This window comes from Clostridium sp., assembly GCF_036643715.1.
GTDB lineage: Bacteria > Bacillota > Clostridia > Clostridiales > Clostridiaceae > Clostridium.
In genome coordinates, this window is the sequence record NZ_JAVXRL010000029.1 from 1 (window position 1) to 25,448 (window position 25,448).

At 29.0% G+C, this 25,448-nt stretch carries 22 protein-coding genes; 20 read left to right on the top strand and 2 right to left on the bottom strand.

Going from position 1 to position 25,448, the window contains the following annotated elements:
- The first annotated feature begins 121 nt into the window (after positions 1-121).
- The 12 genes from RSF37_RS09500 (at position 122) to RSF37_RS09555 (ending at position 10,109) form a co-directional block, all read left to right on the top strand.
- Positions 122-349, top strand: coding sequence for a DUF1659 domain-containing protein (locus RSF37_RS09500; RefSeq protein WP_332564172.1), 228 nt, complete (start codon positions 122-124; stop codon positions 347-349).
- Between the two features lie 37 nt (positions 350-386).
- Complete coding sequence (locus tag RSF37_RS09505; RefSeq protein ID WP_332564173.1) at positions 387-608, top strand: DUF2922 domain-containing protein; 222 nt, start codon at positions 387-389, stop codon at positions 606-608.
- Between the two features lie 339 nt (positions 609-947).
- Entirely contained in the window at positions 948-1,091 is a 144-nt protein-coding gene (locus tag RSF37_RS09510; RefSeq protein ID WP_332564174.1) for a hypothetical protein, read from the top strand.
- A gap of 165 nt (positions 1,092-1,256) precedes the next feature.
- Entirely contained in the window at positions 1,257-1,700 is a 444-nt protein-coding gene (locus RSF37_RS09515) for a hypothetical protein (protein ID WP_332564175.1), read from the top strand.
- An 84-nt stretch (positions 1,701-1,784) separates the two neighbouring features.
- Entirely contained in the window at positions 1,785-2,237 is a 453-nt protein-coding gene (locus RSF37_RS09520) for a VanZ family protein (protein WP_332564176.1), read from the top strand.
- A gap of 169 nt (positions 2,238-2,406) precedes the next feature.
- Positions 2,407-5,025: a sigma-54-dependent transcriptional regulator gene (locus tag RSF37_RS09525; protein ID WP_332564177.1), complete on the top strand. Its 2,619-nt coding sequence runs from the start codon at positions 2,407-2,409 to the stop codon at positions 5,023-5,025.
- 241 nt (positions 5,026-5,266) lie between these two features.
- Positions 5,267-5,680, top strand: a complete 414-nt coding sequence (locus RSF37_RS09530) for a PTS sugar transporter subunit IIA (RefSeq protein ID WP_332564178.1) — start codon at positions 5,267-5,269, stop codon at positions 5,678-5,680.
- 32 nt (positions 5,681-5,712) lie between these two features.
- Entirely contained in the window at positions 5,713-6,189 is a 477-nt protein-coding gene (locus tag RSF37_RS09535) for a PTS system mannose/fructose/N-acetylgalactosamine-transporter subunit IIB (RefSeq protein ID WP_332564179.1), read from the top strand.
- 24 nt (positions 6,190-6,213) lie between these two features.
- The gene (locus RSF37_RS09540) at positions 6,214-6,972 is read left to right on the top strand and encodes a PTS mannose/fructose/sorbose/N-acetylgalactosamine transporter subunit IIC (RefSeq protein ID WP_332564180.1); all 759 of its coding nucleotides are present in this window, start codon (positions 6,214-6,216) and stop codon (positions 6,970-6,972) included.
- A gap of 41 nt (positions 6,973-7,013) precedes the next feature.
- Positions 7,014-7,859, top strand: a complete 846-nt coding sequence (locus tag RSF37_RS09545) for a PTS system mannose/fructose/sorbose family transporter subunit IID (protein WP_332564181.1) — start codon at positions 7,014-7,016, stop codon at positions 7,857-7,859.
- Between the two features lie 41 nt (positions 7,860-7,900).
- Entirely contained in the window at positions 7,901-9,265 is a 1,365-nt protein-coding gene (locus tag RSF37_RS09550; RefSeq protein ID WP_332564182.1) for a sn-glycerol-1-phosphate dehydrogenase, read from the top strand.
- A 19-nt stretch (positions 9,266-9,284) separates the two neighbouring features.
- Entirely contained in the window at positions 9,285-10,109 is an 825-nt protein-coding gene (locus tag RSF37_RS09555) for an HAD-IIA family hydrolase (RefSeq protein WP_332564183.1), read from the top strand.
- A gap of 29 nt (positions 10,110-10,138) precedes the next feature.
- Here RSF37_RS09555 and RSF37_RS09560 read toward each other — a convergent pair whose 3' ends face one another.
- On the bottom strand, positions 10,139-11,512 hold the full coding sequence (locus RSF37_RS09560) for a DUF2334 domain-containing protein (protein WP_332564184.1): 1,374 nt from the start codon (positions 11,510-11,512) through the stop codon (positions 10,139-10,141).
- Positions 11,513-11,799: 287 nt separating this feature from the next.
- On the opposite strand from RSF37_RS09560, the gene RSF37_RS09565 reads away from it, so the two are divergent.
- From RSF37_RS09565 to RSF37_RS09580, 4 genes are all read left to right on the top strand, one after another.
- Positions 11,800-13,335 carry an AbgT family transporter gene (locus tag RSF37_RS09565; RefSeq protein WP_332564185.1) on the top strand — a complete coding sequence of 512 codons (1,536 nt, stop codon included), beginning with the start codon at positions 11,800-11,802 and terminating at the stop codon, positions 13,333-13,335.
- A 144-nt stretch (positions 13,336-13,479) separates the two neighbouring features.
- Entirely contained in the window at positions 13,480-14,919 is a 1,440-nt protein-coding gene (locus RSF37_RS09570; RefSeq protein WP_332564186.1) for a glycosyltransferase family 39 protein, read from the top strand.
- Positions 14,920-14,952: 33 nt separating this feature from the next.
- Positions 14,953-16,782, top strand: coding sequence for an LTA synthase family protein (locus tag RSF37_RS09575; protein WP_332564187.1), 1,830 nt, complete (start codon positions 14,953-14,955; stop codon positions 16,780-16,782).
- Between the two features lie 107 nt (positions 16,783-16,889).
- Positions 16,890-18,731 (top strand): LTA synthase family protein, encoded by a 1,842-nt coding sequence (locus RSF37_RS09580; RefSeq protein ID WP_332564188.1) that lies wholly within the window; start codon positions 16,890-16,892, stop codon positions 18,729-18,731.
- A 64-nt stretch (positions 18,732-18,795) separates the two neighbouring features.
- On the opposite strand, the gene treR is transcribed toward RSF37_RS09580, so the two are convergent.
- Positions 18,796-19,515: a trehalose operon repressor gene (treR, locus tag RSF37_RS09585; RefSeq protein ID WP_332564189.1), complete on the bottom strand. Its 720-nt coding sequence runs from the start codon at positions 19,513-19,515 to the stop codon at positions 18,796-18,798.
- A 187-nt stretch (positions 19,516-19,702) separates the two neighbouring features.
- Here treR and treP point away from each other — a divergent pair, with 187 nt between their 5' ends.
- From treP to RSF37_RS09605, 4 genes are all read left to right on the top strand, one after another.
- Entirely contained in the window at positions 19,703-21,127 is a 1,425-nt protein-coding gene (treP, locus tag RSF37_RS09590) for a PTS system trehalose-specific EIIBC component (RefSeq protein WP_332564190.1), read from the top strand.
- A 64-nt stretch (positions 21,128-21,191) separates the two neighbouring features.
- Positions 21,192-22,859, top strand: coding sequence for an alpha,alpha-phosphotrehalase (gene treC / locus RSF37_RS09595; RefSeq protein ID WP_332564191.1), 1,668 nt, complete (start codon positions 21,192-21,194; stop codon positions 22,857-22,859).
- 217 nt (positions 22,860-23,076) lie between these two features.
- The gene (locus tag RSF37_RS09600; protein WP_332564192.1) at positions 23,077-24,153 is read left to right on the top strand and encodes a phosphodiester glycosidase family protein; all 1,077 of its coding nucleotides are present in this window, start codon (positions 23,077-23,079) and stop codon (positions 24,151-24,153) included.
- 14 nt (positions 24,154-24,167) lie between these two features.
- Entirely contained in the window at positions 24,168-25,175 is a 1,008-nt protein-coding gene (locus tag RSF37_RS09605; protein ID WP_332564193.1) for a hypothetical protein, read from the top strand.
- Positions 25,176-25,448 lie beyond the last annotated feature (273 nt).

Sequence of the window (25,448 nt, forward strand, 5' to 3'; positions counted from 1 at the left end):
CTCTTTATCTCCACCAAGGTGGAAAGCTATGAACATTAGTTCATAGCTTTTTTTTTGTATAAAAAAATATTTTACTTTTTTTCACTTAAGGCATATATGTTAAGTGAAAGGGGTTGATACAATGATAATAAAAACAGTTAATGAGGTAAATTTAAATGTCATTTATAACAAGGGGAAGGATGACAAAGGTAAGGATGTAGTCAAAAGTCAAAGATTTAAAAATATAAATTTAAATCTTAGTGATGAGATCTTACACACAATAGGAAAAGCTTTAGGAGAATTTATAAACTATCCTACAATATCAATAGATAAGGAAGAAGATAGTGTACTTTCAAATGATGCTGAATAAATTTTAGTGGAATAAAATAATAAGGGGGTAATGTTTTATGATAGAAAAATCATTAGTTATGGGATTTATAAATGAAATGGATAAGAAATTTACTGTTACAGTTAAAGATATTAAGGAGGATATTGAAGAAGGTGCAATAAACTCTTTAATGGAATCGATAATAACTAACGATGTGTTTATTACAACAGGGGGACCATTAGTTAGTAAACTTTCAGCTGATATAGTTAGTAAAGAGACTACAAGTTTTGAAGTAAAGTAATAAATAAAATTAGGGGAGCTACTTTCTAGTAGCTCTCTTTTATTATGAAAATTAAACAATTTACATAAAATGAATATTATTTTTAGAAAAAAATAAAATAATTATAGAAAAATAAATACAATGACTATAAAATGTAATAATATGAAAAAATATTACTAAAGTTAATTGTATACAAGCTATTAATTAGTATTATATAATTAATATATAAATATAATCGATAAAGATGGTTACGTTTTCTAAAATAGAACAGAAATAGTGATACATACATATAATATAGATATCACAACATTGAAATAAAACATTAGGGCCGTTTAAAGAATAGGATGGGGAGTGTTTTTTGTGACAAAAATAGAGGAATTAAATGAATACCTTAAACGCTTAAAACTTGAAAAGAGGGAACTTATTTTAGCTGGAAAGAAAACTTCAATTATAGATATCAAAATAAAAGAAGTTGAAAATGAAATAAAAGCAGTTCAGTTATAGTAGGGTGGACACATAGCTTTAAGTAAGAATTTTAAATAGAAATCTAAATGGGTAATTAGATTTCTATTTTTTATGCCTTTTTTAAACTTCAGTTGGAATATAAGTATAGAAAATAGAATATAGTTTATTTAGTAAGTATATTATTATTTATAGGGAGCTGATGGAATGATTAGAACTGTTGTATGTCATAAAGAAGGATGTAGTGGTAATAGGTTTTATATTGAGACAGTAGAAAATAAGATTAAGGCTATTTGCAGAGAATGTAATAGCGAGTATTTATATGACGCTGGTAATACTGGCTATGAGCTAGTATCATCATGTACATCTTGTAAAAATGATAGTTTTAAGTTGTTTAAAGATATGAATACAAGCAAGATATATGCTAAATGCACAGAGTGTGGAAATCCTCCAGAGAGAATTTTTGTAGACCCTGATGGAATTCAAATTCCATATGAAACAAAATTACTTCAAGAAATTAAAGATGAAATTGTAGGAGTTAATCAAAGATTGTGTAATTTAGATATTAAACTTGAGAATGTTGAGCGTGGCCAAAGTATATTAGAGGAATCATTAGCTTATGTAAATAAGTATATAGTTGAGGAGAGATAAACTTAATCAAAGTATGTCAAATTTACATGAAGAAATAAGTTGTAGTATAATGTTTCTATAATTATGATTGGAGACTTTTAATAAATGAATATTAAAGAGAAAAAAATATTAGCATGGATATTAATGATTGGATGGATGATATTTATATTTTACATGTCAAATCAGCCTGCTGATGTTTCAAATGAACAAAGCGACACTGTTTTAAATTTAATTAAGAACTTAGGATTGAATATAAGCGATAAGTATGTTGATATAGCAATAACTATAATTAGAAAGGGAGCACATTTTACAGAGTATTTAATATTGAACTTATTGTATTTTAATGTTTTAAGATTTTATATAAGTAAGAAAAAAGCTGGATTGTACTCCATATTAATGGTATTTGTATATGCATCAACAGATGAGTTTCATCAAACATTTGTTGATGGAAGAGCAGGAAGGTTTACTGATGTACTTATAGACACATCAGGTGCTACTTTTGGATCGCTAATAATAGCACTTGTTAATTCATTAGCAAATTTAAGAAATAAAAAATAAAAAACAAAAGGTGATTTCTGTATTTTTGAAATCACTTTTTGCATATACTTTATAAAAACCTTTACATAGGGTGGAGTAAATAATAGTATTTAACTATGTTAGTAGTTAAACAAATTTGATGAAGAAATTATATAATGTTTTTTTTATATAATTAGTTAGGGGTGTCTATATGAATAATTTAAGTGAAAGCAATCTCCCAATTAGTAGAAAGGATAAAGTATATTTAAAGTTAAAAGAGCTTAGCAAAGGTATATTAAAGGAAAAGATTAATGACTGTGAAAGAATTGGAATACAAACAACTTATATAGCTGAGGTATTGAACATTAGTAGAAGTAATGTAAGTAAAGAATTAAACTCTTTGTATAAAGAAAAGAAGGTTGTAAAAATTTTAGGAAAACCAATATTATATATTGATAAAACCTCTTTAGAGAAAAGTTTAGAAATCAGTATATATAACTATGAGGTCCATAGTTTAAAAGAATTAATTGGTGAACCTCAAAATGAAGATAATATGATTTTAAAAAAAAATAAAGATAATAAAGTAGATACAGATAATAGTATAAAAACAATTTTTGACAATATTATAGGGTCAAAGGATAGCTTGAAAAATCAAGTTAGGGAAGCTAAGGCAGCTATTCTATATCCACCTAGAGGATTAAGGACATTAATAATAGGTCCTACAGGCGTTGGAAAGACGACTTTTGCTGAAGTGATGTATAGATATGCAATAGAAAAAGGAAGATTAAAGAAAAATTCACCATACATTATATTTAATTGTGCAGATTATGCTAAGAATCCACAATTATTATTATCACATTTGTTTGGACACGTAAAAGGTGTTTTTACTGGAGCTGATACGGATAAAATTGGATTAATTGATAAAGCAAATGGTGGAATATTATTTTTAGATGAAATTCATAGACTTCCTTCGGAAGGCCAAGAAATGTTATTTTCAGTTATGGATAGAGGAACATATAATAGACTCGGTGAAACCGAAAAAACTCAAAAAACGGATGTATTGATTATAGGAGCAACTACTGAAGATCCAGATTCAGCTATACTTAATACTTTTTTAAGAAGAATTCAAGTATTAATAAAACTTCCAAGTTTAGAAAATAGATCTTTAAAAGAGAGAATGGTTTTTATATGTCAATTTTTCAACGAAGAGTTTACAAAGATTAAAGTTCCTATAAAGGTGTCAAAAGATGTTCTTAAGGCACTGCTAGTATATAAATGTCCAGGAAATATAGGGCAACTTAAGAGTGATATACAACTCATTTGTGCTAATGCTTTTTTAGACTATGTAACAGAAAATGAGGAATGTGTGCATATAAGATTAAGTGGTCTTTCAAACAAGTTTACAGAAGGATTATTAAATATAGATAATAAACGAGATGAAATAGTTAGAAATTTCAATTTGAATAGCACAGGCTATATAAATTTTGATAAAAACAGTAGTGAACTAAATACAAATATAAATAGTATTCTCCTATATGATGAATATAAAATTAAAGAAGACTTCTACGACACAATACTAAATAATATAGAAAAATTTTATGAAAATGGACTTTCAACAGGGCAGATTAAAGATAGTATCAATAGACAAATAAGGAGCTATTTTAATAGTTACTTTATTAAGAAGAAATCAGAAAAGGTAGCAATTAATGAGAAGGTTTTGTACAAGCTTGTAACTCCAGAAATAGTTAACATAGTACAAGAGGCATTTGAAAAAAGTGTTGATAATACAAACTATATTAATATATCACCTAAAATTATATATAGTTTAGCACTTCATGTTGAAACTCTTATAGAGAGAGTTAAATTAAATCAGATTGCAATGTATCCAAATATTGAAAAAAATTATAAGAATCATTGTACTGAATACGGTATAGCAACTAAAATAAAGGACAGGCTAGAGTTTAGTTTCGGAATTACTGTGCCTGAAGATGAAGTTGCATTTATAACTAAATTCATTTATTCAATTAATGAGAATAAGGAAGCCGGTAATATACAAGTTATAGTTATAGCACATGGATATGGTACTGCAAGTAGTATGGTTAAAGTTGCAAAGACCCTTCTAGAATATGATCATATATATAGTATAGATATGCCATTAGATGAGAAAGTAAGTGCAGCACTTGAAAGAACAACTGATTTAGTAAAAAAAATTGATAAAGGCAATGGTGTAATTATCTTAGTTGATATGGGATCACTTATTACATTTTCAGATATTATAACAAAAGAAACAGGCATAGTAACTAGAGCTATAAAAATGGTTAGTACACCCATGGTTATTGAAGCAGCGAGAAAAGCAATGGAACCAGGAATGACATTAGATATAATTGTTGATTCTGTCGAGAATATGAGTGGATTAATTGGTAAAAGAGTAAAAATAGATAAATTATCTAAAGAGGGAAATAGTTTAAATTTAGATTATAGAGAAAAATCTATTAATATGTTAAGAGATATTGTTACTTTTTTAGATGTAAAAAAAGTAGCAAATCTTTTAGAGAGTGTGATAATGAATATTGGTGCTGATTGTAAAAAAAATATCGATGAAATAAGTTATATAAAATTTTTGTTTCATTGTTCATGTATGATAGAGCGTGTCATAAGAAAGGAACCTTTACCTTACAATAATTTATTATGTAATAAAATTAAGAAGGATCAATTGTTTTTAGTAGTGAAGGAAAGATTCAGTACGGTTGAAGAAATTTTTGGAATAACTGTACCGGATTCGGAATTTGCATATATTGTTGAGATGCTAGATATTTCTTTTAATACATGAGTATTTAATACACATATAATACACAGAAATTATATGTGTAGTTTATAAAATTTGATACACATAATATTAGATGAGAACATCATTTACTATTTTTAGTAGTTGAATATAAACGATATATTATGCAAACAAACAGGTTGAGGGCTAATGGGTATAAGTTAATACACATTAGTCCTCAATTTTGGTATAGATATTGCTATTTTAGTTAGTGAATAGAAATATTACTTAAGAAAGTGGTGATTAGATGATAGGAGTATTAATAGCTACTCATGGTAACTTAGCAGAAGAAATATTAAAAAGTGCAGAGTTGATAGTCGGTAAGCAAGATAAAACTATGACTTTAGGTCTACAGCATGGAGATTGTATTGAGAGCTTTATAGAAGAGGTAAAAAAAGCAATATTACATCTTAATGAAGGTGATGGAGTAATAGTATTTGTAGATTTATTTGGTGCTAGTCCTTATAATGCAGCTGCATTTAGTTCAAAGGATATGTGCGAAAAGGACTTTAAATGTATTACTGGAGTTAATCTACCAATGCTACTTGAAGCACTTACAATTAGAGATGAATATAATTTGGATAATCTAGCAAGGAATTGTATAAATGAGGGCAAATCTGGAGTAAAAGAATTGTTCAATGAAATAAATTTAATGAAATAAATTTAAAATATAAAATTTAAGGAGTGATTAATATGTTAAATGTTGTTTTTACAAGAATAGACGATAGGTTAATACATGGACAGGTAGCGACAGCTTGGTCAAAAATTACAAAAACAAATAGAATTATTGTAGTAGATAATTCAGTAGCAGGGGATTCATTTATGGAAATGGTATTAAAATCAGCAGCACCTAAAGGAATATCTGTAGATGTTCTTACAATAGAGAATGCTGTACCAGTTATTAATGGCGATGATACAGGAGAAAATGTATTTATACTCGCGAAAACACCTCAAACAATATTAGAACTTATTAGGGCTGGTGTTGATTTAAAGCAGTTAAATTTAGGTGGCATGGGAGCTAAGGCTGGAAGAAAGCAATTTTATAAAAATATATCCATGTCAGATGATGAGAGAGAAGCATTTAAAGAGATTATGAAAAATAATGTAGACGTATTTGTTCAAATAGTTCCAGATGCAAAACAAATTTCTATTGAAAAATTATTAAAATAGAAAATTTAAGGAGATGAATGTAAAATGCAGATTAGTTTAATTCAAGCGATATTAATTGGTTTTTTCTATTATATTTCATGGAGCCCATGGTTTACTTATACAGGATTCTTTACATTTAACAGACCTTTAGTTGCAGGATTTATAACAGGTGTTATATTAGGAAATCCAGTTGAAGGTGCATTAATTGGTGCTGGCATAAATGTTATATATTTAGGTTTTATATCAGCTGGTGGAGCACAAATGGGAGATCCGTCTTTTGCAGGGTATGTTGGAACCGCATTAGCTATAGGGTCAAACCTTGATATTAAGACAGCTATGGCAATAGCTGTTCCACTTGGAACAATAGCAACAGTTTTGTGGATAGGAAAAATGACAACTAACTCCTTCTTTGTTCATTGGGCAGATAAAGAGGTTGAAAAAGGAAATATAAATAAAGTAGCATTTATTAACACAATTCCCCCTCAGATAGTATTGTTAATACTTAGTTTTGTTCCAGCGACATTGGTAGTATACTATGGACCTAATGCAGTCGATGGAATGCTTGAAGTACTTAGTCCTAGAGTGTTACACGTATTTGAAGTAATAGGTGCAATGTTGCCAGCATTAGGTATTGCAATGAATTTAAAATTAATAGGAAATTCGTTCACAATGCCATTCTTTATACTTGGAATATTAATGTCGGTTTACTTTGGTCTAGATATAGTAATTATTTCAATAATAGGTGTAATTCTAGCTCTAACAATAACGGCTATAAAAAATACGAATTCGCAAACTGATATATAGAATTATTTTTATAATCTAGAATTAATAGGAGGAGTTTTTTTATGAGTAATAGATATGATACTGTTGATAATAAAGATAAAAATGGGAAATTAAGCAAAAAGGATATTATAAAGAGTTGGATTAGATGGTATATGTTTGCACAGTCAAATTATAATTATGAAAGAATGCAAGCAACAGCATTTGCACATTCTATGTTGCCAATAATTAAAAAAGTATATGAGGATGAGGACGAAAGAAAATTAGCAATGCAAAGACATTTGGCATTTTTCAATACAGAACCGATTTGTGGGTCTGTAATTCATGGAGTTACTATAGCAATGGAAGAGGAAAGAGCGAGTGGTAACCCAATAACTGATGAGAGTATTAATGCAATTAAGACAGGATTAATGGGACCAATTGCCGGTGTTGGAGATACCCTTACACAGGGCGTAATAACACCAATATTACTTGCTATTTGTATAGGCATTACAAACACAGGGAATATATTAGGACCAATAATATTTATTTTAGCTCAGTATTCAATAATGACTACAATTTCATTTAGCATGTGGATAAATGGATACAAATACGGAAAGAAAGCTGTTGAAGAGATATTAAAAGGTGGAAAGATTAATAAAGTAATTGAAGCTGCATCACTTTTAGGGACGTTAGTAATGGGTGGATTAGTTGGACGATTTGTTAATTTACAAACTCAAGTGAACTGGAAAATGGGAGATGTTAATTTTAATCTACAAAAGGATCTTTTAGATAAATTAATGCCAGGATTAATTCCATGTGTGCTTACTTTAGGCGTACTTTATTTAGTGAAAAAAGGTGTATCACCTATAAAATTAATGGGAATTCTTATAGTTTTAGGAGCTATAACTGGAATAGCAGGAATATTTTAAGATATGGTATGACTAATTTCAGTAAAAAGGAGGAAACTTTTATGGTAATTAAAAAAGAAGACATAAATAAATTTCAAGTAAACGATTACTTAAAGGGGGTTGCAAGTTGTAATTGTAGAGAAAATCATTCAACTTATTTAGAGGATGTTTTAATTAAGGCTGGTGCAATAGAAGAGATACCAAGGTTATTAAAAAAATATGGGTTTAAGAAATCTTTAGTTATTTCTGATTTAAACACGTATAAAGTAGCTGGAAGAAAAGTAGCAGAGACCTTATTTGAAAATAAATTTAATTTTAAAGAACTTATATTTAAAGTTAAAGGCGATTTAATTCCTGATGAAGAGGCGGTTGGAAATATATTAATACAACTAGATGAAAGTATAGATTCAATAATTACTGTAGGTACTGGAACTTTAAATGATTTATCTAAGTTTGTTAGTTATAAGATGAATGTTCCATCTATAATTGTTGCGACAGCACCTTCTATGGATGGATTCGTATCAAATGGATCAGCGTTAATTGTGGGTGATTTAAAGATAAGTTATAATGCCTTAGTACCAAAGGCTGTTATAGGGGATATAGATATTTTAAAAGAAGCACCAATGAAAATGATCCTAGCAGGATTTGGAGATATTGTTGGAAAATATTCTGCATTAAATGATTGGAAGATATCGAAAATAGTTAATGGAGAATACTACTGTGATTTTTCAGCAGGAATGGTTGAGAACTCATTAAAAAGTTGTATAGAAAATGCATATAAAATAAAAGGCAGAGATCCAATAGTGATAAAAGAATTGATGGAAGCTTTAGTTATAACTGGGATTGCCATGAGTTTCATCGGGAACTCAAGACCTGCATCAGGATCAGAACATCACTTAGCACATTACTTTGAGATGAAATTTTTATTTGAGAATAGAGAGCCTATATTACATGGCAGAAAAGTTGGGGTTATGACAGTGATAACAGCTAGATTACGTGAATTGTTAGCACGACATAATATAGATTTTGAAAAAGCTATTAATGATGCAAAATCTTTTAAAATAGATGAGTGGAGAGAAAAAGTTAATGTTATATTTAAGGATGCAGCAGAAGAAATAATTGAAATAAGCGTAAGGGACGAAACTACATCCTCAAGAAAAAAAATAGAGAGGATAAATAGAATCAAGGAAAATATGAATCAAATTAATAATATTCTAATGGAAACTCCTTCAGCAGAGAAAATTGAGTCTATTTTAAATGATGTAGGAGCTCCGTATAAACTAGATCAAATAAACATAAAGAAAGATGAAATTGTTGATGCAATATGTTTTTCTAAAGAAATTAGGACAAGGTATACGATTTTAACTTTATTAAGTGATCTTGGCTTGTTAAATGAATTCGCATCAGATATAGAAAAAGAGATTTAATAAATAGGAGGAAGAATAAGTGATTAATTATGATGAATATGATATCCAGCGCTTAAGAAAGATAAAATGTTTTATATTTGATTTAGATGGTACAGTATATTTAGATAATGAAATTTTAGATGGGGCAATTGATTTTTTAAATTTGTTAGACGAGAGTAATATACAGTTTAAATTTTTTACAAATAACTCATCGAAAAACGCTAAATTTTATAGAAAAAAAATTAGAAATATGGGATATGATTTAACAGATGATATGATGCTTATATCTAATCATGTAATAATAAATTATATAAAGAACAATATGGAAAATAAAAAAGTCTTTATTTTAGGTAATAAGTATTTAGTAGAAGACTTCGAAGAATCAGGAATACAGTTAGTTAATGAAAATCCTGATATAGTTGTAGTTGGATTTGATACATCACTAGCATATGAGAATGTATCAAAAGCTTGTGATTTTATACGAGATGGTTCTATATTTTTTGGGGTTAACCCAGATCTCAATTGCCCAACAAAAAGTGGTTTTATTCCAGACTGCGGATCAATATGTGCTATGATAACAGCATCAACAGGCGTGAAACCTATATTTTTTGGTAAGCCCTCAAAGCATACTTTAGATTATGTAATTAATGACACAGGATTTAAGGAAGATGAAATAGCTTTTATAGGAGATAGATTATATACAGATATAGCAATTGGTGAAGGCAATGATGCTAATACTATTCTTGTATTATCGGGAGAGACTAATGCTGAAGATCTAGAATTTTCTACAATAAAACCAGACTTTGTATTTGCATCGTTAATGGAACTTAAAAATATATTTTGTGAAATGAAAAAAGATAAATAATAAAGGAGGTGCTAAAAGCACCTCCTTTTTTAATTTAAATCAGTAACATGAATCGTTGAGTAACCATTATTGTTTAAAGCTTCAACGATAGGTTTTATTAATGATCCACTTGAAAAAGTATAATTAAAAGTATTATCTTTATTATTCACATCAATATATTCAAGTTCTAATGTTGGATGATAGAACAATGAAGCTAAGAAATTAGGGGGTGGATTATTTATCTTATTAACCATAGGTGTTACATCTCTGTCCTTTATATAACTTAAAGGTGTTGGAATGAATACATTACCTTTATCAGTTTCCTTAAGGGCAGTGTAGTATAAAACACTATATGGTTCATATAAATATTTGAAATATTCACCTATAATTTCTTTTTGCTTTCTAGTAGCTTGATAATGTGGGCTTTCAAAGAAGTTAACTGGTATATTAAGTTCATCAGCAGTCTTTAAACCATTCTCAATAACAGTTCTAGTTTCCTTCTCAGAAGGGTTAAACTTACTTGATAGTTCAATTCCAGATAAACTGATACTATCACCTGATTGATGAGTATAACCATGAAGGCCTATTTCAGCACCGCTATTTATCATATAATCTAAAAGATTAACAAAGCCAACATTATTTATAGAAGTGTTCTTTAATAAATCATTATCAAAATTCTCATCAGGGTTAATATATCTTGGAACCCATGCAATGTGGAATCTTACTCCGTTAGTAGATAAATAATCGCCCATGGCTTTTAACTTTGTTTGATTTACATCTTCATATAATGCACCGCCAGATGCAAAATCCTCTAATCTAATCATTGCAGCAGGACCATCTTTAATACCTTTGTTAGAGGCATCTAAATGATTATAATTTGATTTTAACAATTTAATAGAATTGTTTTTAAAATCAAATATTGCTGTAAGAGAAAATAAATGTTCAATATCTGAAACCCCAATATAATATTCATTATTATATTTTGGAAGCCATCCTCTTAAGTCATATTTTTTACCATTAATTAAAGCTTCTTTTTCAGAGAGCTTTATTGTTGTATTTCCATTTTTTAAATCTAAATCATTATTATCTATTTTTGTATAACCAAGATTAGATGCAATGTAATTCAATGGAACATAATATCTTTGAGCTCTTAATAATACCGGTATGGTTGAAGGAATATTTTTTCCAAGTAAAGATAGTTTAACATCCTTTACTTCAGTTAATTTACTATCATCTAAATTCACCTTTGAAGTATATACACTTTGGAATTCCTTTGGTTTAATTTTACTTTCAACTTGTCCATTAGTAACAGTTGTGTTTCCTTGAAAGAAACTAAAGTAAAAAGTTACACCATATGCTACGAGTATTACTAATATAGCAATAATGCTATACTTAACTCCCTTTTTTAATTTTTTGATTTTCATAATTCCCTCCTTTTAAAAAAATAAGTATATGTATATTTTAACATAACATAAAAAAAATAACTGTAACCCATACGTAAAATAAGAAAATGTTAAGGTTGAGAAAATAGTCGTAAAACTTAAAATGTTAACTAGTATTAACTAATGTTAAATAAATTTGAAGAAATATGAATAAAAATGATAAAAATAGTTGTATTGTTCATATTTCTGTTATATAATGTGTTTATAGAAAAAACAAGTGTGTTTAACATACGGACGAAAATAAGCAATAAATAAAAAGGGGGATATTCATGGAAAAGAAAATTAAGAAAAAGGGTTTTCTAAGCATGGTTGAAAGAGTAGGAAATGCACTACCTCATCCTGCAACAATTTTTATAATTTTATGCGCTATTATTATAGGTTTATCAGCATTATTAGCAAGCATGGGAGTGAGTGTTACTTACACTGGCTTAGATAGAACAACAAATGAAATTAAAGAGTTAACAGTTGGGGTTACATCTCTTTTAACACCAGAGGGAATTAGATATATATTTGAAAGTGCGGTTACTAATTTTACAAACTTTGCACCACTTGGTACAGTTTTAGTTGCTTTACTTGGAGTTGGAGTTGCAGAGGGGACAGGCCTTATTGGAACTTTATTAAAGAAACTAGTTACAAGTACACCAAAAAGATTAATAACAGTAGTTGTTGTATTTGCAGGGGTTGTTTCAAATATAGCATCAGATGCAGGTTACGTTATACTGATACCACTTGGAGCAGTTGTTTTCTTAGGATTTAAGAGACATCCACTTGCAGGTATTGCAGCAGCATTTGCTGGGGTATCAGGTGGATTTAGTGCTAACATAATATTTGGACCAACAGATGCACTTCTTGCAGGTATTACTCAAGAAGCAGCACAAATGGTACAACCAGGATATGAAGTTTCTATAGCATCAAACTGGTACTTCTTAATAGCATCAACAGTTCTTATAACAATAGTTGGTACTATTATTACTGAAAAGGTAGTTGAACCACGACTTGGAGCATATAAAGGTAAGAATCCATCAGAAGAAATTCAAGAAGTTACTGAAAATGAAAAAAGAGGATTAAGATTTGCTTTAATAGCATTAATTGGATTTATTGTTTTTATTGGATTACTTGTTGTTCCAGAAGGAGCACCTCTTAGAAATCCAGAAACAGGAGAAATCTTAAAATCCCCATTCATGAATTCAATGGTAGCAATTATTTCAATGGCATTCTTTGTACCAGGTGTAGCATTTGGTATTGGAAATAGAGAAATTAAAAATGATAAGCAAGTTATTCACTTAATGGGTAAGAGTATGGCTGCTATGGGAGGATATATAGTATTAGTATTCTTCGCAGCACAATTCGTAGCTTACTTTAATCATAGTAATGTAGGAACAGTAATAGCAGTTAAGGGAGCAGACTTCCTAAAGAGTACAGGAATTGGAGGAATACCTTTAATACTTGGATTCGTAGCTGTGTCAGCATTCATAAATTTATTTATGGGATCTGCATCAGCAAAGTGGGCTATTATGGCACCAGTATTTGTACCAATGTTAATGGGAATGCAGTACTCACCAGAGTTAGTTCAAATGGCATATAGAATTGGAGATTCAAGTACAAATATAATATCTCCTCTTATGACATACTTTGCACTTATAGTAGCATTTGCTGAAGTATATGATGAGGATTCAGGAATTGGTACACTTATATCAACAATGGTTCCTTATTCAATAGCATTCTTAGTATGCTGGACTGTACTACTAATAGTTTGGTTTGTATTAGGATTACCACTAGGACCAGGAGCTGGATTAATGATTTAGCTTTAATATAAAAGCAGGAAACTTTAAGTTTCCTGCTTTTTTCTATATTTTATGAGAAGAAAATTGTTATATAATATGATACAATTATATTTGTTAAATTCTGTAGATTAATACAGAAGTATAAATTCAGGAGGAATAAAATATATGGATATGAAGAAGTTTAAAAATGGTTTCACAACCTTTGTTGGATGTGCATTAAAACCATTAATTCTTATTTTAGTCCTTACGGCAATAGGAAGTATAAAAGTATATTATAAAGGTTTAGATTTAGCTACTGTTATATCTTTCGTAGTTACTTTAATTACTATTGTATTAGGATATTTCTTAATAAAGAGTAGAGCTTTAACTAATAAAAGTAAAATAATAGTTGTTTTACTTTGGGCATTTATTATAAGAGTATTTTGGATTATAAACATAAAAACTGTACCAGTTTCAGACTTTAATACTATGTATGAAACTGCAAAGGCTGTAGTTGATGGGAATTACAGCATGATGTGGGGAACGGGGTACATATCAAGATTTCCGCATTTAACTATAATGGTTATGTATATGGCATTTATGCTTAAAGTTTTTCCAAATGCACTTTTTGCAATGAAAATTGTAAATCTAATATTAGGAGTAGTAGTTGTTTACTTAATATATCTAATATTAAAAGAAATATTTGAGAAAAGGGGATATGCGCTAATAGGGGCATTAATAGCTGCGATTTTTCCACCATTTATAGCGTATACAGGTGTATTTTGTACTGAAAATATAGCTATACCATTTTATTTGTTGAGTATATATGTTTTCTTATTAGCATGTAAGAAAAAAGTTAGTCCTTGGATGTTTGTTTTATCAGGGGTACTTTTATCAGTGGGTAACTTATTTAGAATGGTTGCGCCTGTAATGGTAATTGCATTTATTATGTATATATTAATTTACACTGATAACAAATTTAAAGAGAAACTTAAAGCAATGTTTATGGTTATAATATCATTTGGGTTAATTCTAGTAATTGCAAGTTCTACTTTAAGAGCATTTAAAGTAACAGAGAATAATCTTTGGAGAGGTGCAGAGCCATCAATTACAGTATTCCTTAAGGGAACGAATATTGAGTATGGTGGTAGATGGAATCCAGATGATGCTGCAATTCCTGAGATGTATAACTTTGATTATGATGCTATAGAACAAGTTTGCAAAGATAAAATATATGAAAGATTAACTACAACTCCACCAATGGAACTTGCAAAATTTTATTTAGAAAAATATGCTGTTCAATGGAGTGATGGGGATTTAAGCGGAATATTCTGGTCTCAACTTAATGTTCCTGATGGGGATATATTAGTAAACTTCGATATCGGAGGTAAAGTTTCTGCACAATTTATTTATGCAATGATTTTATTACTAGTATTTATAGGACTATTTAATAAAAAGAGATATAAGAATAATCCTGAAATAAATCTTTTCTATATAACATTCTGTGGATATGGATTATCTTATTTAGCAACAGAAATGCAATCAAGATATTCATATATAGTATGTTGGTTATTTATTATATTAGCTATTTCAGGAGTAGAAAAGATAAGGGAATGGACAAAATAAGAAAGGGTTATTAGAACAGGGGGAAGAAAGGGAATGAAAGAACGTTTAAAGAAATTTTTTAATAAAGAAAATGGGAACTTTATTAAACTATTAATATTTATTATATTAATTATTAAGACAGGTATATTTTTAAAGATAGGAACATCACAATATGGTACTAACTTTAAAGGAAGAGATCTACCAACAAATATATTTACAATAATAGCTTATTTATCATTAATAGCTATTATTGTATTACCTGTTTTCTTATTTAAAGGAAAGAATCAATTAAAATATTTAATATTTGTAGACTGTATGTATACGTTATTGTTAATAGCAGATCTTTGGTACTATAGAGCAACTGGAAGTTATTTAGGTCTGAAACTTATAGTATATAAGGAGTTTTTTAATCCTTTAGATAGAAGTTTAATAAATCCAAATATACTAGATTTACTTTTCATAGTTGATATACCGATATTTATTTCATTAATTAAAAAAATAAAATTTGATAGGTCATATAATAGAAAAGTTTTAGTTTTTGTAAGTGGAATAGTTGTGTGTTCGATAGCGGTTCTTGGAGTCCATTATATTTTGGATATAAAAAATATAACTGATGGAAAAACAAGATTCGTGAATGCAGAAACAAGAACCACTATAGAAATTTCAAATGCATCACCAATTGGATATCATATATATGAAATTCTTCAAACTATTAAAAAAGAAACTAAGGAGCCAAATGAAGCGCAAATGCAGGAAGTTGATGAATGGCTTAAATGGAATAATGAAAAATTACCTGATAATAAATATAAAGGTATGATAAAAGGTAAAAATGTAGTATTCCTTCAAGTTGAGTCATTAGAAACATTCGTATTAAATCAAAAGGTATATGGACAAGAAATAACACCAGTGTTAAATGATTTAATGAAAAACTCATTGTATTTTGATAATATACATGAACAAAATAACAAAGGGCATAGTATAGATTGTGATCTTATGGTGAATACAGGAATGTTAACACTAGGTGATTCAATAACTTTTGTAACACATCCAGAAGTAAAATATCCATCATTACCTAGAATACTTAATGATAATGGATATTATACAGTTTCAACTCATGCAGAGCCAGGTGGAGATTGGAAATGGTCAGATTCACATAAGTATGGACTTGGATTTAAAAATATTTGGGGAATGTACGATTATGATATGAGTGACAAAGTTGGATATGGGCTTTCAGATGAATCATTTTTAAAACAGTATGCAGAAAAGCTTAATACAATAAAAGAACCATTCTTTTCAATGATTCCAACACTATCAAGTCATGGACCGTTTGATATTGAAGATGAATATAGAGAACTTAAGCTTCCAAAAGAAATTAATGAAAATTACTTAGGCGGGTACTTCCAAAGTATTAAATATACTGATAAGCAAATTGGAATGTTTATTGAGAAGTTAAAAGAGTCTGGGTTAATGAAAGATACTATTCTTGTTATTTATGGAGATCACGGTGGTGTTCATAAGTACTATAATAGTAAGATTAAAGATATGCCGCTTGAAGGAGACTGGTGGAAGTTTGAAAAATATAGACATGAAATTCCACTACTTATATATGGTGAAGATATTAAAGGCGAAAAATTTAGTGTAGAAGGTGGACAATCTGATATAACACCAACAATGCTGTATTTATTAGGTTTAAATTCAGATAGTAAATTTATGGGGAGAAATCTTTTAAACACTAACAGAAATGCAACTGTAATAAAAGGTAATAAAATTTACGGAAAACCTAAGAGCAAAGAGGAAGAGGATAGATTAAAAGAAGCCTATAAAATAGCAGAATATATTATTAAAAATAATTATTTTGTAAATAGAGGCATTATAGAGAAGTAAATTATTACTCATGTTGCAGTAGGATACTTAGTCCGTTATAATGTTCATATGAAAATTTAAAAATAAAGAACTTAGGACGAGTTAAGGAAATAGGAGAAATTAATTATATGAAACTAAATAAGATGTTTAATGCAGTACGAAAAAGAGCACCAGGAAAAGTACTTAAATGGGGTTTGTTTGTATACCTTATTATTAAGACATTAGGATTTATGCTAATTGGATCATCTACAACTGGTAGAACATTTATTGGATGGGGAGTAAATATCGATAAATATCTAATATTAGCTCACTTATCATTCATTGCAATAATTATGCTTCCGGCTTTTTTCTTTAAAGGAAAAAGACAGGTTACATATTTAATAATTGCAGATATACTATATACATTATTACTATTAGCAGATCTTTGGTATTACAGAGCAAGTAGAAACCTTTTAGGTCTTAGACATATATTCTTTAATGATATGTTTAATCCACTAAATGAAAGCTTATTTAACCCAGATAAGATTGATATACTATTTATTATTGATATTCCGATTCTTATAATAATAAGAAATAAAGCGAAATTTATAAATAGTTACAAGAAGAACTTAAAAATAGCGATAGGAGGATTAGTCACTTCTGTTTTAATAATATATGGAACTTACTATCTTATTGACGTTAAGGATATAACTAAAGGAAAAGTATCATTTATGGAAACACAGTGGTCACCTTTTGCTATAATGCATAATACATCACCTCTTGGATACCATGTTTTTGAAGCAATAAATGCAATAGAGAAGAAAAGTATGAAACCAAATGAGGAACAGATGAAAGAAGCTGATGCATGGCTTCAGTGGAACAATGAAAAATTACCTGATAATAAGTACAAAGGAATGTTTAAAGGTAAGAACGTAATATTTTTACAAATAGAATCATTAGAAAACTTTGTTATAAATAAGAAGGTTTATGGGCAAGAAATAACTCCTAACTTAAATAGGTTATTAAATAAATCATTATACTTTGATGATTTTTATGAGCAAAATAATGGAGGGAATAGTATTGATTGTGACATGATGGTTAGTTCAGGAATGCTTACATTAGGAGATAGCATTACATTTTTAACACATGCAGATGTTAAATATCCTTCAATAGAGAGAGTTTTAAATAACAATGGATATGAAACAGTTTCAACACATGCAGAGAGAGCTGGAGATTGGAACTGGTCAGAGGCTCATTCTAATGCATTAGGATATAGTGACATGTGGGATCTTATGTCTTATGATGCATCTGATGCATTTGGAATGGGATTATCAGATAAGTCATTCTTTACACAATACGAAGAGAAACTTAAAACATTAAAACAACCATTTTTCTCAAGTATACCAACACTATCAAGTCATGGTCCTTTTGATCTTCCAAAAAAATATAGGAAGCTTAAATTACCAGAAGAAGTTGATAAAAACAAGCTAGGTGGATACTTCCAAAGTGTTCATTATGCAGATGAACAAATAGGAATGCTTATAAATAAGTTAGAAGAAGATGGTCTTATGAATAACACTATGCTAGTTATTTATGGAGATCATGCAGGAGTTCATAAATATTATAATGATGAAATTCAAGGTCTTCCAATCGAAGGAGATTGGTGGCAAAATTATGATCACAAAATACCTTTAATAATATATGGTAAAGATGAAGCTGGCAAGAATATTAAAGGTGAAGTAATAAGTAAAGCCGGTGGGCAAAGTGATATTACACCAACAATACTATACTTATTAGGAATAGATTCTGATAATAAGTATATGGGAAGAAATCTTTTAAATACAAATAGGGATGCTACTGTAATTAAAGGTAATTTAATTATGGGTACTCCAAAAAGTGAGGATGAAAAAAAACATTTGGAAAATGCCTACACTATAGCTGATTACATTATAAAAAATAAATATTTTGAAAATAGAGGGTTAGTAAACTAAAACTAACTAAAATTTTAGAGTGAGATAAGTTACAAGTTATCTCACTCTTTTCTTTAATATGAATTTATTTTTTTGTTCTACGTGCAAATGTACTAAAAGTAAATTTATCAGGCCTATGATGAGATTCAGTATATTCAAATAAAGTACCATCATCTGAGTATACAAAATTTTTAATAATAGCAACTAATGTATTATTAAAAAGGTCTATATATTTCATATCTAAAGCGGAAGCTGATTCAACAGAAACAAGCTTTTGAGCTCCACTTATTTTAAAGTTTTGGTTACTTTCTAAAAATGAATAAATAGACTCTAATGCTATTTCTTTAGTTAGTCCAATAACGGCATCCTTTAAAAAGTAATTTATATCTAGTATTACATTTTCATTATTTATATTTCTAACTCTTAAAATATGAATTACAACACTTCCTACTGGGAAACCAGTCTTTTTAGATAAAGAATCATTTACTATAATCTCTTCAAATAAAGGGATAATAGTTTTATATTCAACATTATTACTTAATGAAGCCTCTTTAAAACTTTGAAGTCCTCCAACTAAGAAATTAAGTGGATGTTTTTCTAATACGAAAACTCCCTTACCATGAACACTAGTTACAATACCATCTGTTGCTAGCATTTCTAAAGCTCTTCTAACAGTATTTCTACTTATTGAAAACAAAGTAGATAATTCATTTTCAGAGGGTAATTTTTCTCCTGATTTAAATGTTTCATTTAATATATTTTCTTTAAGATAATTATATACATCTAAGTATTTGCTTTTAGACATAATATTCTCCTTCCATACAGTCAATATCTATATTATATACATTATTTATTATGTAGTCATTAAATTAAAATTACAACTTGTTCAAACAAGTGTTGACAAACTTGTTTGAACAAGTTATCATATAAAATATAAACGGTTACAAATGTACATTGAGAAAACGTTACCAAAAGAAAAGGGAGGATTACTAATGGGAAAATATTCTGAAGAAGCAAAGCAAGTATTAGAATTATTAGGTGGCAAGGATAATATAGTAAGTGCTACTCATTGTGTAACAAGGTTAAGACTTGTATTAAAAGATCAATCTAAGGCGAAGCCAAAAGAAATAGAAAAATTAGATAGTGTAAAGGGTACTTTTACAAATGCAGGGCAATTTCAAATTGTAATAGGAAATAAGGTTAATGAATTTTATGAAGACTTCATAGAAGTTAGTAATGTTAAGTCCGTTTCAAAAGAAGAAGTTAAAAAAGTAGCTCAAAAAAACATGAACCCGTTACAAAGAGCAATAGGGGGACTTGCTGAAATATTCATACCTCTTATTCCAGCAATCATAGCAGGCGGATTAATACTTGGATTTAGAAATATAATAGGTGATGTAGCTTTATTTGGTGATGGAACTCAAACTTTAGTACAATTGTATCCAGCTCTTAATGAATTAAACAGTTTCCTTTGGGTAATTGGAGAAGCTATATTCCACTTCTTACCTGTTGGAGTAACATGGTCTACTGTTAAGAAGTTTGGTGGATCTGAAATACTAGGAATAGTATTAGGTATTTGTTTAGTATCACCGCAGTTATTAAATGCATATGGTTATGCTGAAGCTGCAGCTAATGGAACAATTCCTGTTTGGAATTTTGGATTTATTGAAATTCAAAAGGTTGGTTACCAATCACAAGTAATACCAGCAATAATAGCAGGTATAGTAATGTCAAAGATGGAAGTAAATCTTAAAAAAGTAATTCCAGATGTACTTAAGATGATAGTAATTCCATTTGTAGTAATAATAGTTACAGTATTACTTTCATATATAGCAATTGGACCAGCTTCTCGTGTAATTGGAGATGGAGTTGCAATGGTATTTACATACCTTTTAACTGGACCATTTAAGATAATCGGAGCTATAATATTTGGCCTTATTTATGCACCACTTGTAATAACAGGTTTGCATCATACATTTATAGCAGTTGATCTTCAACTTATTGCTAACAATGGAGGAACAATGATATGGCCTTTAATTGCACTAAGTAATATAGCGCAAGGTTCTGCTGCAATGGCAATGGTTATACTATATAAGAAGAATGCTAAAGTTAAATCAATTGCATTATCATCAGGAATATCAGCATGGCTTGGAGTAACTGAACCTGCAATGTTTGGAATCAATTTAAAGTATAAATATCCGTTCTACGCAGCAATAATAGGTTCAGCAACAGCATCAGTTGTAGCAATACTTACAGGTGTACTTGCAAACTCAATAGGTGTTGGAGGATTGCCAGCAATTCTTGCAATTAAACCACAATATTGGGGATATTATTTACTAGCTATGATAATAGCGGTAGTAGTACCAATACTTTTAACATTTGTATTTTATAAAAGAGATAAGATTAAAAATAAATAGATATAATAAAGGAATTGCATATAAAGTATGCAATTCCTTTTAAGGCATAGGAGGAATATAAAAGATGAATAATTGGTGGAAGAAAGCAACTGTATATCAAATATACCCAAAAAGTTTTAATGATAGTAATGATGATGGAATAGGAGATATAGGTGGAATAATAGAGAAATTAGATTATTTGAAAAACTTAGGAGTAGAAGTAGTATGGCTTACTCCAATATATGCATCTCCACAAAATGATAATGGTTATGACATTGCAGATTACTATAATATAGATCCTTTATTTGGAACTATGGAAGACTTTGAGAAATTATTAAGTGAAACTCATAAAAGAGGAATGAAACTTATAATGGATATGGTTGTTAATCATACATCAACAGAGCATATGTGGTTTAAAGAAGCTTTAAAAGGAAAAGATAACCCATATCATGATTATTACATATGGAAAGATGGGAAAGAAGGAACTGCACCAAATAACTGGGTTTCTAAATTTGGTGGTTCTGCATGGAAGTATGTTCCGAGTTTAAAACAATACTATCTTCATTTATTTGATGTAACTCAAGGTGACTTAAACTGGGAGTGTAAAACTCTTAGAGAAGAAGTATATAAAATGATGAGATTTTGGCTTGATAAAGGTGTTGATGGATTTAGACTTGATGTCATAAATCTATTATCAAAAGATCAAAGATTTTTAAATGATACATTAGAAGATGCGAATCATGATGGAAGAAGATTTTATACAGATGGCCCTAAAATACATGATTATTTAAGAGAAATGAATGAAGAGGTATTTTCTAAATATGATGAATCAATGACTGTTGGAGAGATGTCATCAACAACAATAGATAATTGTATAAAGTATACAAAACAATCAAGAAAAGAACTTACAATGACATTTAGCTTCCATCATTTAAAAGTAGATTATTTAAATGGTGAGAAGTGGAGTCTTATGCCATTTGATTTTAAAAAACTTAAAAAAATATTATTTGATTGGCAAGTGGAAATGGAAGAAGGTGATGGTTGGAATGCAGTTTTCTGGTGCAATCATGACCAACCAAGAGTTCTTTCAAGATTTGGAGATGACGCAAACTACTTAGAAGAGAGCGCTAAGATGTTAGCGACAGTTATACACTTGATGAGGGGGACACCATATATATACCAAGGTGAAGAACTCGGTATGACAAATCCTATGTTTGATAATATAGATTTATATAGAGATGTAGAATCAATAAATGCTTATAATAACCTTAAGAAAAAAGGTTATAAAGAAGAAGAAATACTTAATATTTTAAAAGTAAAATCAAGAGATAATTCACGTACTCCAATGCAGTGGGATGATAGTGAAAATAGTGGATTTACAAAAGGAAAACCATGGATAAGTGTTAGTGAAAATTACGAGGTTATTAATGCTAAAAATAACCTTTTAAATGAATACTCAGTATTCAATTACTATAAGAAACTTATAAAATTAAGGAAAGAAAACGAAATAATAAGCAATGGAACCATAAAACCAATATTTAAAGAGAATAGTAGTATATTTGCTTATGAAAGGGAATTAAATGGCGAAAAATTGCTTATTATAAACAATTTTTATGGAAAAAAAATTAAAATATTATTAAATAATTATAAAATAGAGAATGGGGAAATATTATTAAGCAACTATGAAGGTGGAATTTTAGCAGAAAATATGGAGCTTAGACCTTATGAAAGCCTAGTAATAAAGCTAAAGTAAGCCACTTTTTATATTTTCTTTAAGGTGATGAAAATTATAATTTCATCACCTTCTTTTTGTAAAAACTTAATAATTACGTAATTATTTTTTAATACAAAATTAAGTTAATTGGGGAATGATATGTAAGATTATGCAATAGAACGTGTTTATAAATACCTGAAAATAATATATAATAGAAAAATGAATTTTTTTAAATTATTCTTATAGGAGAGTTTAAATGAGCAGAAGACAAGATACGCTAAAAGAAAACAAAGAAAAAGATAACATTCGTAGGGAAAGTAATAAAAGAGATAAGAAAAGAAAACAGAAGAAGAAAAAGAAATGGAAGACATTAATATGCTTTATAGTATTTGAGTTAGTCTTTACTATTGTAACAGCACCTTTCATACTTTTATATGGACCATTTGAAAATGCAAAGAAGATTTATGTAGGATCAGCAATGACTACCCTGAATCATCAATATTTAGCAACATGGTTTTTATCAAAAGAAAGAATTAATGATATATTAAATTCTAGTAGTAGCAATAATGATGCTGGTATTAGAAATAATGATTCAGTAGTTCAGGTAAGTGGTAAACGCGATAATACAATAGAATTATTTAAGTTTGAAAACTCAAAATACAACGGTAAAATGCTTGTAATAAAAGATCCAGATAGGGTTCAAGTTGCTTATACAAGCAATCTTTACAAAAAAGGAGAAACTACTTCAGAAATGGCTGAGAAGAACAATGCAATTGCAGCTATAAATGGAGGATCATTCGTTGATACGTCTAGTAACTCAAACTGGACAGGCAATGGTGGTACACCGACTGGAGTAATAATATCAAATGGTAAACTTATATTTTCAGATTTAAAATCAGATGATACAAAAACAGAATGTATGGCTATAACAAAAGAAGGTAAAATGCTTGCAGGTAAATATTCAATAAATGAATTAAAAGCATTAAATGTTAAAGAAGCTGTTAGTTTCAAGCCAGTACTTATAAAAGATGGAGCCCCTACACCTTTAGATGGAGGAAATGGATCTTGGGGAATTGCACCAAGAACTGCAATAGGACAAAGAGCTGATGGGTCTATAGTTATGATGGTTATAGACGGAAGAGATTTAGTTTCTGGAATGGGATGTACAATGACAGAACTACAAACTCTTATGCTTACAAAAGGAGAATGTGTAACAGCAATCAACCTAGATGGAGGTAAGTCAACTACTATGTATTTAAATGGTGAGGTTATAAACAAAGTTTCTAATGGATTAGGTGAAAGATATATTGCTTCATCAATTATAGTTAAGTAACAAAGGAGAGCCATATGAGAAAAGTAAAGATTATTATAGCTTGGATATTAGTATCAGTTATACTTCAGTGTACTGGACTATTTTTCCTTGATAAATTTTATTTTAAAGATAATACTGATGTTGAAATGCAGCAGGTGTCAATACATAAAACAGAGGAAAAACCAGAAGTTCATGTGGATATACCCTCTGATGCAACAGACGTTAAAGTATCATATGATGGTAAGTATGTAACATATAATGATGGATATGAAGCAAATATGTATGATACAAGTAATGGAGAAATTAAAACATTTAGTAATTCAGATGATAAGCAAATTTTAAAATTAACTTGGCTTGCAGATAGAAATAAGTTATTAATTTTAGAAAGAGATGGATATGATATCGCCCTTTATAATTATGATCCAGATAAGGGAACTAATGAGAAGATGGTTGATATATGTTCATATAGTAGTGAATATAAAACATTCGATATTAAAGCCTCAACAATTACTGGAGTAACATATGTTAGAGTAGCTAATATGGTTTATAGAGTTGATATAAATCAAAGCCAAGCAGTAGCAGTTCCATTAGTAGTAAGAAGTCTTGGAAGTTTAGCTTTAATGCCAACAAAAGATAGATTAGTATACATGGCTAAAAATGGACAAGTTATTCATTTAACTCAGCCAACTGAAAGAGTAGCACTAACTACAAGTCAAAAGTTAGATATACTTGGTGTTGATTCTGAAGGAGTAGCTTATATTGGCGAAGGTAACGGAAAAACAGTAAGTAAGATAATAAAGAAGGATTTAGATAATACTGATGTTAAAAGTACTACTATAACTTTAAGTGAGCCAGTAAATCCAAAAGAAATATTTATTGGTGAAAATGGAGAAATATTTGTAAATTACGAATCTAAACATATGGTTAAAGAAATGAAGTCAGGAAAAGAAACTAAATATGATGGAAAGTTCTTAGCTATATATAACAAAGGTGTAGCAAGTTTAATAGATAACAAATATTATAAAACTAAATTCGGAAAATAAATAACAAAGGCTAAAGATATTTGCTTTAAGTAAATATCTTAGGCCTTTTTTTATTTTAAGCAAAATTTATCGATAAAAAATTATATATTTTAAAAAAAATTAGCTTATTTAGGAAAAGAATGTTAAAAAAATACAAAATTTTTAAATAAAATACAGAATTGTATTATAAAAGTTGAGAAATTAATCAAAACAGCTTATGAAAACATTTTCAAATGGTGATATAATTCAGTTATAAAATTTAATAACATTTAGAAAAAGTAACATAAGTTAGAC